The sequence below is a fragment of the Enterobacter sp. GD03975 genome, from assembly GCF_029838645.1.
Classification (GTDB): Bacteria; Pseudomonadota; Gammaproteobacteria; order Enterobacterales; family Enterobacteriaceae; genus Enterobacter; species Enterobacter quasihormaechei.
The window spans coordinates 106,234-118,718 of the sequence record NZ_JAOBZC010000007.1 but is presented as its reverse complement, the minus strand read 5'-3'; the positions used below and the strand labels follow the sequence as shown (position 1 = coordinate 118,718).

Genomic DNA, 12,485 nt, shown 5'->3' with positions numbered 1-12,485 from the left:
ATTATGTTCGTTTTCGCGCATGGAGCGTATCGGCAAGCGCCATCGCCAGCCCGACCGCCAGGCCGGTAACGTGCGCACCATTGGCGATAGACATACCAAACAGATCAAACCATCCGGCAATAAGCCATATTAACGCAAAGGTTATTAATCCACGTTGTAAATAGATGCCGCTTTCCGGGTCGCGCTCGCCTCTGAGCCAGGCGTAGCCCATCAGGGCGTAAACCACGCCGGATAATCCGCCAAACCACGGGCCGCTGAATTTATGCTGCACATAGCCGCTCAACAGGGCGCTGATCACCGTGATGACAATCAGCTTGCCGCTGCCGAGCCGCTTCTCCACCGCCCCGCCGAGATACCACCACCACAGCAGGTTAAAGAGGATATGCATCACCGAGAAGTGCATCAGCGCATGCGTGAAGTAGCGCCAGACGTCAAATTGCAGGGAGGGATCGTACGGCCATGCAAGGGCAACCATCACGCTCTGGTCGCCCACCACGCTCATAATGATAAAGACGATGATGCAGGCCGCCATCAGCAGCAGGGTAAACGGCCCTGCGCGCTCGCGGAGGGTGGCGAGAAAAGGAAAACGTTGGTAGTGCAGGCCACTGCCCGTCTGGCCGGACTGCCAGCTTGCCGCCAGATAGCGCGGGTCGCCCGGATTTTCCAGAAAACGCGCCAGCTCGGCGTTCACGCGCTCGGCCTGGCTTTCGTCCGCCAGCCAGACGTCCGTCTGCGTATGCTGCTGAATAGTCAGGATTATGCCCTGCGTCGCCATATAGTCGACAAACGCCTGGGCGACGCGTGGGTTGCTAAAAGAGGTGATCATCAACATGGGCAGCGGTCGCTTATTTCCACACAAAAGGGGACAGTATAGCGGGATCAGCGCTCAAACGCGTATTCTACTTCTGCCGGGAAATGACGGTGCCAGGCATCAAAGCCGCCGTCGACGCTGTACACCGCATCGTAGCCCTGCTGGATCAGATACTGCGCTGCGCCTTTACTGCTGTTGCCGTGGTAACACATCACCATCACCGGGGTTTCGAAGTCGTTATCGCGCATAAACGCGCCCAGCGTATCGTTGGTCAAATGGAACGCGCCCGGCGTGTGGCCCATGGCAAAGCTCTGCGGATCGCGGATGTCCACCAGCACCGCGGTTTTCTGGTGCATCTTCTGATGGGCTTCTTCTACGTTAATACATTCAAACTGATCCATGGTGTTCTCTTTACAGTGGTCAACGACAAGATTTTACCCCGTAGTGTACGTCCTGGCGGCGGGTAAACGCCATTATGTTATCCATATCACTCTAAATTGTTTTTTTGATGTTACCAAAAGCGCGTTCCTTTGCTATTATGAGCGATATCGAACATTTCTGAGCTTTAACGAAAGTGCATGAGGGTGTTATGGAAACCAAAGATCTGATTGTGATAGGCGGTGGCATCAACGGTGCCGGTATTGCGGTTGATGCCGCAGGACGCGGTTTATCCGTGCTGATGCTGGAAGCTAACGATCTCGCCTGCGCGACGTCGTCCGCCAGCTCCAAGCTGATCCACGGTGGCCTGCGCTACCTGGAACACTACGAATTCCGCCTGGTCAGCGAAGCGCTGGCCGAACGTGAAGTGCTGCTGAAAATGGCCCCGCATCTGGCGATCCCGATGCGCTTCCGCCTGCCTCACCGCCCGCACCTGCGCCCGGCGTGGATGATCCGCATCGGCCTGTTTATGTACGATCATCTCGGCAAACGCACCAGCCTGCCGGGTTCGAACGGTTTGCGTTTTGGCTCAGAATCGGTCCTTAAGCCTGAAATCGTGCGCGGTTTCGAATATTCCGACTGCTGGGTGGACGATGCGCGTCTGGTGCTGGCTAACGCCCAGATGGTCGAGAAGAAAGGCGGCGAGGTGAAAACCCGCACCCGCGCGACCGCCGCCCGCCGCGAAAACGGCCTGTGGATTGTGGAAGCGGAAGACGTGGATACCGGCGAGAAGTTCAGCTGGAAAGCACGCGGCCTGGTGAACGCCACCGGCCCGTGGGTGAAGCAGTTCTTCGACGATGGAATGCATCTGCCTTCACCGTACGGCATTCGCCTGATCAAGGGCAGCCACATTGTGGTGCCGCGCGTACATACTCAGAAGCAGGCCTATATCCTGCAAAACGAAGACAAGCGCATCGTGTTTGTGATCCCGTGGATGGACGAGTTCTCCATCATCGGCACCACTGACGTGGAGTACAAAGGCGATCCGAAAAACGTTGAGATCGACGAGAGTGAAGTCAGCTACCTGCTGAAGGTGTACAACGCGCACTTTAAGAAACAGCTGGCGCGCGATGACGTGGTCTGGACCTACTCCGGCGTGCGTCCGCTGTGCGATGACGAATCTGACTCACCGCAGGCCATCACCCGCGACTATACGCTCGATATTCATGACGTAGACGGTCAGGCGCCGCTGCTGTCGGTGTTTGGCGGCAAGCTCACCACCTACCGCAAGCTGGCCGAGCACGCGCTGGAAAAACTGGCGCCGTACTATAAAGGCATCGGCCCCGCGTGGACCAAAGAGGCAGTACTGCCGGGCGGGGATATCGGCGATAACCGCGACGATTACGCCGCGAAGCTGCGTCGCCGCTTCCCGTTCATCACCGAAGGGATGGCGCGCCACTATGCCCGCACCTACGGCAGCAATACCGAGCTGTTCCTCGGCGACGCGAAAGAGATTGGCGACCTGGGCGAGCATTTCGGTCATGAGCTGTATGAAGCGGAGCTGCGCTACCTGGTTGAACACGAGTGGGTGCGCCGCCTGGACGATGCCATCTGGCGTCGTACTAAAGAAGGGATGTGGCTGAATGCCGAGCAGCAGTCTCGCGTCGCGCAGTGGCTGGCGCAACATGCGGGAAAGCGTGAATTGTCGCTGGCGTCGTAAATGAAAAAAGCCGGGTGGCGGCTCCGCCTTACCCGGCCTACTCGATCCTGTAGGCCCGGTAAGCGCAGCGCCACCGGGCTAAATTTTTACAACCGCACCGGATCAATATGCCAGATGTTCTCGGCATACTCCTTGATGGTTCTGTCTGACGAGAAGTACCCCATGTTGGCGATGTTATGCATCGCGGCGCTGGTCCACTTCTCCTGCTGACGGTACAGCTCGTCCACCCTGTCCTGACAGTCCACGTAGCTGCGGTAATCCGCCAGCACCTGATAGTGATCGCCGAAGTTAATCAGCGAGTCCACCAGGTCACGATAGCGTCCAGGCTCCTCAGGATTGAACACCCCGGTGGCAATTTGCGTCAGCACCTGGCGTAGCTCTTCATCCTCTTCGTAATATTCGCGCGGCGAGTAGCCCTGCTTGCGAAGCGCCTCCACTTCTTCCGCCGTATTGCCGAAGATAAAGATGTTCTCCTCCCCTACATGCTCAAGCATCTCGACGTTTGCGCCGTCCAGCGTGCCGATGGTCAGCGCGCCGTTCAGGGCAAACTTCATGTTGCTGGTGCCGGACGCTTCTGTCCCCGCCGTGGAAATCTGCTCAGAGAGATCCGCCGCCGGAATGATCAGCTGCGCCAGGCTCACGCTATAGTTCGGGATAAACACCACCTTCAGCTTGTCGCCAATGTCCGGATCGTGGTTGACCACCTTCGCCACATCGTTGATGAGGTGAATAATGTGCTTCGCCATGTAGTACGCGGACGCCGCCTTACCGGCGAAGATCTTCACGCGCGGAACCCATTCCGCCGTCGGGTCAGCCTTAATGCGGTTATAGTGGGTGATCACGTGTAGCACGTTCATCAGCTGACGCTTGTACTCGTGGATACGCTTGATCTGCACGTCAAACAGTGCTTTCGGGTTCGCCACCACGTTGAGGTGCATCGCCAGCCACACCGCCAGACGTTTCTTGTTCAGCAGCTTGGCTTCCCGTACGGCTTTGTTCACCGTCGGGAAATCAATGTGCTGCTCAAGCTCGCTCAGCTGGCTCAAATCGGTGCGCCAGGTGCGGCCAATGTTCTCATCCAGCACGTCGGAGAGCGGCTGGTTCGCCAGCGCCAGCCAGCGACGCGGCGTGACGCCGTTGGTCACGTTGCAGAAACGCGTCGGGAAGATCTTCGCGAAATCCGCAAACAGCGACTGCACCATCAGGTTCGAGTGCAGCTCTGACACGCCGTTCACCTTGTGGCTGATCACCACCGCCAGCCAGGCCATGCGTACGCGGCGTCCGTTGGATTCATCAATGATCGACGCGCGGCTCAGCAGGCCGGTATCGTTCGGGTACTGCTCCTGCAAGGTCTTGAGGAAGTAGTCGTTGATCTCGAAGATGATTTGCAGATGGCGCGGCAGAATTTTGCCGAGCATGTCCACCGGCCACGTCTCCAGCGCTTCACTCATCAGCGTATGGTTGGTGTACGAGAAGACCTGACAGGTCACCTCAAACGCGTCGTCCCAGCTGAACTTATGCTCGTCAATCAGCAGGCGCATCAGCTCGGGGATCGACAGCACCGGATGGGTGTCGTTGAGGTGAATCGCGGTTTTCTCCGCCAGGTTGGCGTAGGTTTTGTGCAGCTGATAGTGTCGGCTAAGGATATCCTGAATCGTTGCCGAGACGAGGAAATACTCCTGACGCAGGCGCAGCTCGCGGCCCGAATAGGTGGAGTCATCCGGGTAAAGCACGCGGGAGACGTTCTCGGAGTGGTTTTTATCTTCCACCGCCGCGAAGTAGTCGCCCTGGTTGAATTTACCCAGGTTGATCTCGCTGCTGGCCTGCGCGTTCCACAGGCGCAGCGTGTTGGTCGCATCGGTGTCGTAGCCGGGGATGATCTGGTCATAGGCCACGGCGAGGATCTCCTCGGTTTCCACCCAGCGGGATTTTTTCCCTTCCTGCTGAATACGCCCGCCAAAACGCACCTTGTAGCGCGTGTTGTGGCGCTTGAACTCCCACGGATTACCGTATTCCAGCCAGTAGTCCGGGGACTCTTTCTGACGGCCATCGACGATGTTCTGCTTGAACATGCCGTAGTCGTAGCGAATACCGTAGCCGCGCCCCGGCAGCGCCAGCGTTGCCAGTGAGTCAAGGAAGCACGCGGCAAGACGCCCCAGACCACCGTTACCCAGCCCCGGGTCGTTCTCTTCGTCAATCAGCTCTTCTAAATCCAGACCCATCTCTTCCAGCGCGTTTTTGACGTCGTCATAAATCCCGAGCGACAGCAGCGCGTTGGAGAGGGTGCGACCAATCAAAAACTCCATCGACAGGTAATACACCTGTCGCGTCTCCTGCGAAAGCTGGGCGCGGTTGGAGCGCAGCCAGCGTTCGACCATACGGTCACGCACCGCAAACAGCGTGGCGTTCAGCCATTCGTGCTTGTTGGCAATAACGGGGTCTTTCCCAATGGTAAACATCAGCTTATAGGCGATGGAGTGCTTTAACGCCTCAACGCTGAGCGTGGGGGAAGAGTAGCTAAATGGAGCGTTCATATCAGTAACTTCGCCTCGTTACATCAAGCGTTGATAAAGGTCGCGGTAGGACTGCGCCGCAACGTGCCAGCCAAAGTCCATGGACATCGCCTGACGTTGGACGTAACGCCACAGGGATGGACGGGACCACAAGACGAACGCACGCCGGATCGCCCGAAGCAGCGACCAGGCATTACTGTCCTCAAAGACAAACCCGCTGGCGATACCGTCCGCCAGGTTTTCCAGAGAACTGTCAGACACCGTATCCGCCAGCCCGCCCGTGCGCCGCACCAGCGGCAACGTGCCGTATTTCAGGCCATAGAGCTGCGTCAGGCCGCAGGGCTCGAAACGGCTGGGCACCAGAATCACGTCCGCGCCGCCCATGATGCGGTGCGAAAACGCTTCGTGATAACCGATCTGCACGCCCACCTGCCCCGGGTGTTCCGCCGCGGCCGCCAGGAAACCTTCCTGCAATACCGGGTCGCCCGCACCAAGCAGCGCCAGCTGGCCGCCCTGCTCCAGTAATCCCGGCAGCGCTTCCAGCACCAGATCCAGCCCTTTCTGACTGGTCAGGCGGCTAACCACCGCAAACAGCGGCACCTTGTCGTTGACCTTCAGCCCCATCGCAATCTGTAGCTGGCGCTTGTTTTCCGCTTTGTCTTCCACCGAGTCGCGACCATAGCGCGCCGCCAGCAGGAGGTCCGTTTCCGGATTCCAGATCTGTTCATCCACGCCGTTCAGAATGCCCGACAGGCGGCCTTCACGGTGGCGCTGTTGCAGCAGCCCTTCCATACCGTAACCGAACTCCGGCTGGGTAATTTCACGCGCGTAGGTTGGGCTGACCGCCGTAATGTGGTCGGCGTAGTACAGCCCCGCCTTCAGGAACGAAATCTGTCCGTTAAACTCCAGCCCGTGCATGTTAAAGAACGACCATGGCAGATCGATGTCATTCATGTGATGGGCGTAATACATGCCCTGATACGCCAGGTTGTGCACGGTAAACACCGATTTGGCCGGATGCCCCTTCGCCGCCAGATACGCGGGTGCCAGCCCCGCATGCCAGTCGTGCGCGTGCACCACGTTCGGACGCCAGAACGGATCCAGCCCGACGGCCATCTCCGCCCCCACCCAGCCGAGCAGGGCAAAGCGCAGCACGTTATCGGTATAGGCGTACAGGTTGGTATCGTGATACGGGCTGCCGGGACGGTCGTATAAATGCGGCGCATCAATCAGGTAAATGCCTACCCCATTGTAATGTCCAAACAGCAGGGTGATACGTCCCGCGAAGGTCTCGCGACGGGAAACAACCTTTGCGTCAGGAATACCGCGCCGGATATCCGGAAAAGCGGGCAACAACACGCGGGTATCTACCCCTCCGGCAATTTGCGCCGCCGGTAGTGCACCAAGAACATCCGCCAGTCCGCCCGTTTTTAACAACGGGAACATCTCAGAACATACGTGTAAAACCTGCATCATCGCTCCTGTTTGATTTGCAGCTTCCGCAACATTTCCCGTGTTACTAACACGATCCCCTCTTCCGAACGGTAGAAACGACGCGCATCTTCTTCCGCGTTTTCTCCAATCACCATCCCTTCGGGAATGACGCAGGCGCGGTCAATGACGCAGCGACGCAGACGACATGAGCGCCCTACCCAGACGTCCGGCAGCAGGACTGCCGAATCGATATTACAGAATGAGTTTATACGCACGCGCGGGAACAACACGGACTGCACCACCACCGAACCGGAGATAATGCACCCGCCAGAGACCAGCGAGTTCAGCGTCATACCGTGGCTGCCGGAGCGGTCCTGCACGAACTTCGCCGGCGGCAGCGATTCCATATGGGTGCGTATTGGCCAGTTCTGGTCGTACATATCCAGCTCAGGCGTCACGGACGCCAGATCGAGGTTGGCTTTCCAGTACGCTTCCAGGGTTCCCACATCGCGCCAGTAGGGTTCCGCATTCGGATCGGACTGCACGCAGGACAGCGGGAACGGATGTGCATACGCCATGCCAGCTTTGGTAATTTTCGGGATAATGTCTTTGCCGAAATCGTGGCTGGAGTTTTCGTCTGTGTCGTCTTCTTCCAGCAGCTCATAAAGATAGTCAGCATCAAAGACATAGATCCCCATGCTGGCGAGCGATTTGGTGTCATCCCCCGGCATGGTTGGCGGGTTCGCCGGCTTTTCAACAAAATCGATAATCTTGTCGTCCGCATCCACGTGCATCACGCCGAACGCGGTTGCTTCCGCAACGGGCACCGGCAGACACGCCACGGTGCAGCGCGCCCCTTTTTCGACATGGTCGATCAGCATGTGGGAGTAATCTTGCTTGTAGATGTGGTCCCCCGCGAGGATCACGACGTATTCCGCGTTGTAGCGGCGAATGATGTCGAGGTTTTGGGTCACCGCATCCGCCGTGCCGCGGTACCAGTTTTCCCCGTGTACGCGCTGCTGCGCGGGAAGCAGATCGACAAACTCGTTCATCTCTTCGCTGAAGAATGACCAGCCGCGCTGAATGTGCTGCACCAGCGTGTGCGACTGATACTGCGTAATGACGCCAATGCGGCGAATGCCTGAGTTAAGGCAGTTGGAGAGTGCAAAATCGATAATACGGAACTTACCACCAAAGTGAACCGCCGGCTTGGCGCGCTTGATGGTCAAATCTTTCAGACGGGTACCACGCCCGCCCGCAAGTATCAGGGCAACTGTTTTTAATGGTAGCTGGCGCGCCAACATTAACGGATCGTTCTTCTCTAATCTAACCATGACTAACTCCTTTTTTATCATCTTTGGAATACGCACACTCCGTGCGCAGGCCCGTGCCAGACAGCCATAACAACCGGATTATCCGCTCCGGCAAAGGGAGGAATGGCTCGCCATTCCCCGTCAGGTAAAACAATCTCTGCGACGTCATCCGTCGCGTTCAGCGTCACCAGCCACGCATCCGAAAGCAGGATTTGCAGACAGGGTATGCCGTGTTGCCACTCTTGCGCGCTTAACGGTTGCGCGTCTTTATTCAGCCAGCGAACGTTGCCGTCGCCCTCTTCCCACCAGCTGTCGGCGGTGAGCGCGGGGATGCGCTGGCGAAGATGGATCAGCGCCGCGGTGAAATGAGTCAACCCGCTGTTCGCTTCTCCCCAGTCGAGCCAGGTCAGGGTGTTGTCCTGGCAATAGGCGTTGTTGTTGCCGTGCTGGCTGTGACCGTGCTCATCGCCTGCCAGCAGCATTGGCGTGCCCTGCGATAACAAAAGCGTCGTCAGCAGCGCATGAACGCTGGCGCGTCGCCGCTCGATCACGTCCAGACTTCCGCCTAACCCTTCTATACCATGGTTAAAGCTATGGTTATTGTTAGTCCCATCGCGATTCTCCTCGCCGTTTGCCTCATTGTGTTTCTGATTGAAACAAACGCAGTCGCGCAGCGTGAAACCGTCGTGTGCCGTCACCAGGTTAATGGTGGCCGACGGACGTTTTCCGTCGCGCTTAAAGAGATCGCTCGAGCCGGCAAAGCGTCCGGCGAACTCTCCGAGCGACAGATCGCGCGCCAGCCAGAAGCGACGGACGGCGTCGCGGAAGTGATCGTTCCACTCGGCAAACAGCGGCGGGAAGTTCCCCACCTGATAACCGCCTTCACCAATGTCCCAGGGTTCCGCAATCAGCTTCACCGTTGAGAGCACCGGGCAGTTTTTTATCGCCTCAAACAGCGGCGCCTGCTGGCTAAATGCCGGAGTGCGCCCCATCACCGGCGCCAGGTCGAAACGAAAACCGTCCACGTGGAACGTCTCAACCCAGTATTTCAGGCATTCGTACGCGTAATGCGTAACGGCCGGATGGCTGAGGTTGAGGGTGTTACCGCACCCGGTCCAGTTTTCATAATCGCCGTCGTCCCTGATCCAATAATAGCTACGGTTATCGATTCCGCGCTGTGAGAGCGTCGGACCGTCAAGATCGCTTTCCGCACTGTGGTTCAGCACCACGTCCAGAATGACCTCAATGCCCGCCGCGTGAAGCGCCTTCACCGCATCACGAAACTCGTCCCGCGCTTTCTCCGGATGCACCGCGTAGCGCGGGTCGAGCGCGAACATCGCCAGCGGGTTGTAGCCCCAGTAGTTGCTTAACCCAAGACGCTGAAGACGCGGCTCGCTGGCGAAATGCGCCACCGGCAGTAGCTCCAGCGCGGTGATACCTAACTGTTTCAGGTAAGCGACCATCGTTGGATGTCCCAGCGCTTTGTAGGTGCCGCGCATCTCTTTGGGGATCGACGGGTGCAGATACGTCAGCCCTTTGACGTGGGCTTCATAGATGACGGTATTCCCCCACGGCGTGCGCGGCGGGGCATCATCTTCCCAGTCGTAGAGATCGTGCACCACCACGCTTTTGGGCGCGGCGGGCGCGCTGTCGCGGTGATCAGGTTCGCCGTAGCCGACGTGGAACAGCGGGTCGTCTTTAAATTCGCCGTCCACGCGGTGCGCGCACGGGTCAATCAGCAGCTTTGCCGGGTTAAACCAGTGCCCCTGAGATGGCTCCCACGGGCCGTGTACGCGAAAACCGTAGTGCATTCCCGGACGCCCGCCGGACAGGTAACCGTGCCAGATGTCTCCCGTGCGGGACGGTAAATCGTAACGGTGCTCGTTACCTTCCCCGTCAAACACACAGAGTTCCACCCGCTCCGCATGGGCAGAAAAGAGCGTGAAGTTCACCCCCTTTCCGTCAAAACTCGCCCCGAGCGGTTCGGGTTTACCTGCCGAGAGCTGCGTCATTCGCCCTCCCGCACCAGCCAGATGGTGCTCAGCGGCGGCAGCGTCAGGCTCAGGGAGTTCGGACGACCGTGGCTTTCAATCGCATCGCTCTGCACCAGCCCGCCGTTACCGGCGTTACTGCCGTGGTAATGCAGGGAGTCGGTGTTCAGAATTTCGCGCCATTTACCCGGCTGGTTAATGCCGAAGCGGTAGTTTTCGCGCGGCACTGGCGTGAAGTTGCTGGCGACGATGATCTCGTTACCCGCTTTGTCACGACGGACAAAGACAAACACCGAGCGCGCGTGGTCGTCCACCACCAGCCACTCAAAGCCGTACGGATCGAAGTCCAGCTCGTGCAGAGCTTTGTGGTGGCGGTAGGTCAGGTTCAGGTCGCGCACCAGACGCTGTACGCCGTGGTGCCAGTTGTCCGCGCCTTCCAGCAGGTGCCAGTCAAGGCTGGTGTCGTGGTTCCATTCGCGCCCCTGCGCAAATTCGTTGCCCATAAACAGCAGCTTTTTGCCGGGGAAGGCAAACATCCAGCCGTAATAGGCGCGCAGGTTGGCAAACTTCTGCCACGGGTCCCCCGGCATGCGGTCGAGAATAGATTTTTTGCCGTGCACCACTTCATCGTGCGATAGCGGCAGCATGAAGTTTTCGGTGTAGTTGTAGAGCAGCCCAAAGGTGAGCTTATCGTGGTGATACTGACGATAAACCGGGTCGAGCTTCATGTAGTCGAGCGTGTCGTGCATCCAGCCGAGGTTCCACTTGTACCAGAAGCCCAGGCCGCCCATTGACGGTGGACGGGAAACGCCCGGAAAGTCCGTGGACTCTTCCGCCATGGTCACGGCGCCTTCCACCTGCTCGCCGATGATGCGGTTGGTGTTGCGCAGAAACTCAATCGCTTCGAGGTTTTCACGCCCGCCAAACTCGTTCGGGATCCACTCGCCCTCTTTGCGGCTGTAGTCGCGGTAGATCATCGACGCCACCGCATCGACGCGCAGGGCATCAATGCCGAAGCGTTCGATCCAGTACAGCGCATTCCCCACCAGGTAATTCGACACTTCACGGCGACCGTAGTTGTAGATCAGCGTGTTCCAGTCCTGGTGATAGCCTTCGCGCGGGTCGCTGTGCTCGTACAGCTTCGTGCCGTCGAACTCTGCCAGCGCAAAATCGTCCGACGGGAAGTGGCCCGGTACCCAGTCGAGGATGACGTTCAGCCCGGCGGCGTGCGCGGCATCAATGAAATAGCGGAAGTCATCGCGGGTGCCGAAGCGGCGCGTAGGCGCATACAGCCCGGTTGGCTGGTAGCCCCAGCTGCCGTCGAACGGGTGTTCGTTGATCGGCAGCAGCTCCAGATGGGTAAAGCCCATCCATTTGGCGTACGGCACCAGCTGGTCCGCCAGCTCGCGATAGCTCAGCCAGAAGTTGTTGTCCGTGTGGCGACGCCAGGAGCCGAGATGCACCTCATAGACGGAGATCGGCGCATCAAAGCGGTTGGCCTGCTTGCGTTCCTCGCTCTGGACGACCTTTTCCGGCAGGCCGCAAATCAGCGAGGCGGTATTCGGGCGCAGTTCAGCCTCAAAGGCGTACGGGTCAGATTTAATGCGCAGCTTGCCGCTGGCATCGATCATCTCGAATTTGTAGAGCTGGCCGTTATGCGCCCCGGGGATAAACAGCTCCCAGATGCCGGTTTCCCGGCGCAGGCGCATGGGGTGACGACGACCGTCCCAGTAGTTGAACTGCCCAACGACGGAGACGCGCTGGGCGTTTGGCGCCCATACGGCAAAGCGCGTGCCGGTGATACCGTCCATGGTATCCGCGTGGGCACCCAGCGTTTCGTAGGGGCGTAAATGGGTTCCTTCGGACAGCAGCCAGGCATCCATCTCTTTTAAGAGCGGCCCAAAGCTGTAGGGATCGTCAATCAGGTTTTGCTGACCGTGCCAGATAACGGCAAGCTGATAGCGAAAGGGGTTTTTACGACGGGGCATGACGCCCGAGAAGAAGCCACGCGAGTCGAGGCATTCCAGATTACCCACCTTGCGGCCGGTTTTGGGTTCGATAACCCACACTTCTGTCGCATCCGGTAACAGCGCCCGAACTTCCAGTCCGGCCTCTGTACGGTGCATCCCTAGCACAGAAAAGGGGTCGGCAAAATGACCCGCAATAAGCGCATTAATCACGTCTCTCGAAATACGATCGGACATGGTATTCATCCTGTTTTTTTATGTCGCCCTTTTTACGCGCTCCGGGACGACTTTTAATGTGACCTAAACGGTGCAGTTAATCCTCTCTGCTCCGCCCTACCCTCAGGTGAGAAATAAATCT

8 protein-coding genes are annotated in these 12,485 nt (G+C 58.4%); 1 reads left to right on the top strand and 7 read right to left on the bottom strand.

The features are described from left to right. Position 1: 1 nt before the first annotated feature. Both glpG and glpE read right to left on the bottom strand, forming a co-directional pair. A complete protein-coding gene (gene glpG, locus N5C09_RS13595; protein ID WP_279749220.1) occupies positions 2 to 832 on the bottom strand; it encodes a rhomboid family intramembrane serine protease GlpG in 831 nt (276 codons plus the stop codon). 47 nt (positions 833 to 879) lie between these two features. Continuing rightward, positions 880 to 1,212: a thiosulfate sulfurtransferase GlpE gene (glpE, locus tag N5C09_RS13590; protein WP_063865391.1), complete on the bottom strand. Its 333-nt coding sequence runs from the start codon at positions 1,210 to 1,212 to the stop codon at positions 880 to 882. A gap of 188 nt (positions 1,213 to 1,400) precedes the next feature. Between glpE and glpD the strand changes: the two genes are divergently transcribed. Then, complete coding sequence (gene glpD / locus N5C09_RS13585; RefSeq protein WP_112792199.1) at positions 1,401 to 2,909, top strand: glycerol-3-phosphate dehydrogenase; 1,509 nt, start codon at positions 1,401 to 1,403, stop codon at positions 2,907 to 2,909. A gap of 86 nt (positions 2,910 to 2,995) precedes the next feature. On the opposite strand, the gene glgP is transcribed toward glpD, so the two are convergent. From glgP to glgB, 5 genes are read right to left on the bottom strand one after another with little or no spacing between them, the layout of a single operon-like run. Continuing rightward, positions 2,996 to 5,443, bottom strand: coding sequence for a glycogen phosphorylase (glgP, locus tag N5C09_RS13580; protein WP_063865388.1), 2,448 nt, complete (start codon positions 5,441 to 5,443; stop codon positions 2,996 to 2,998). An 18-nt stretch (positions 5,444 to 5,461) separates the two neighbouring features. Then, on the bottom strand, positions 5,462 to 6,895 hold the full coding sequence (gene glgA, locus N5C09_RS13575; RefSeq protein ID WP_063865387.1) for a glycogen synthase GlgA: 1,434 nt from the start codon (positions 6,893 to 6,895) through the stop codon (positions 5,462 to 5,464). Beyond that, on the bottom strand, positions 6,895 to 8,190 hold the full coding sequence (glgC, locus tag N5C09_RS13570) for a glucose-1-phosphate adenylyltransferase (protein WP_063449532.1): 1,296 nt from the start codon (positions 8,188 to 8,190) through the stop codon (positions 6,895 to 6,897). The genes glgA and glgC overlap by 1 nt, the downstream gene beginning before the upstream one ends. Positions 8,191 to 8,207: 17 nt before the next feature. After that, on the bottom strand, positions 8,208 to 10,181 hold the full coding sequence (gene glgX, locus N5C09_RS13565; protein WP_279749219.1) for a glycogen debranching protein GlgX: 1,974 nt from the start codon (positions 10,179 to 10,181) through the stop codon (positions 8,208 to 8,210). Further along, positions 10,178 to 12,364 carry a 1,4-alpha-glucan branching enzyme gene (gene glgB, locus N5C09_RS13560; RefSeq protein ID WP_279749218.1) on the bottom strand — a complete coding sequence of 729 codons (2,187 nt, stop codon included), beginning with the start codon at positions 12,362 to 12,364 and terminating at the stop codon, positions 10,178 to 10,180. Before glgB ends, glgX begins: the two co-directional genes overlap by 4 nt. Between the last annotated feature and the right edge of the window lie 121 nt (positions 12,365 to 12,485).

Coding starts and splice junctions, on each gene's coding strand:
- glpG (WP_279749220.1), bottom strand. CDS start 832: ATGTTGATGATCACCTCTTTTAGCAACCCACGCGTCGCCCAGGCGTTT.
- glpE (WP_063865391.1), bottom strand. CDS start 1,212: ATGGATCAGTTTGAATGTATTAACGTAGAAGAAGCCCATCAGAAGATG.
- glpD (WP_112792199.1), top strand. CDS start 1,401: ATGGAAACCAAAGATCTGATTGTGATAGGCGGTGGCATCAACGGTGCC.
- glgP (WP_063865388.1), bottom strand. CDS start 5,443: ATGAACGCTCCATTTAGCTACTCTTCCCCCACGCTCAGCGTTGAGGCG.
- glgA (WP_063865387.1), bottom strand. CDS start 6,895: ATGCAGGTTTTACACGTATGTTCTGAGATGTTCCCGTTGTTAAAAACG.
- glgC (WP_063449532.1), bottom strand. CDS start 8,190: ATGGTTAGATTAGAGAAGAACGATCCGTTAATGTTGGCGCGCCAGCTA.
- glgX (WP_279749219.1), bottom strand. CDS start 10,181: ATGACGCAGCTCTCGGCAGGTAAACCCGAACCGCTCGGGGCGAGTTTT.
- glgB (WP_279749218.1), bottom strand. CDS start 12,364: ATGTCCGATCGTATTTCGAGAGACGTGATTAATGCGCTTATTGCGGGT.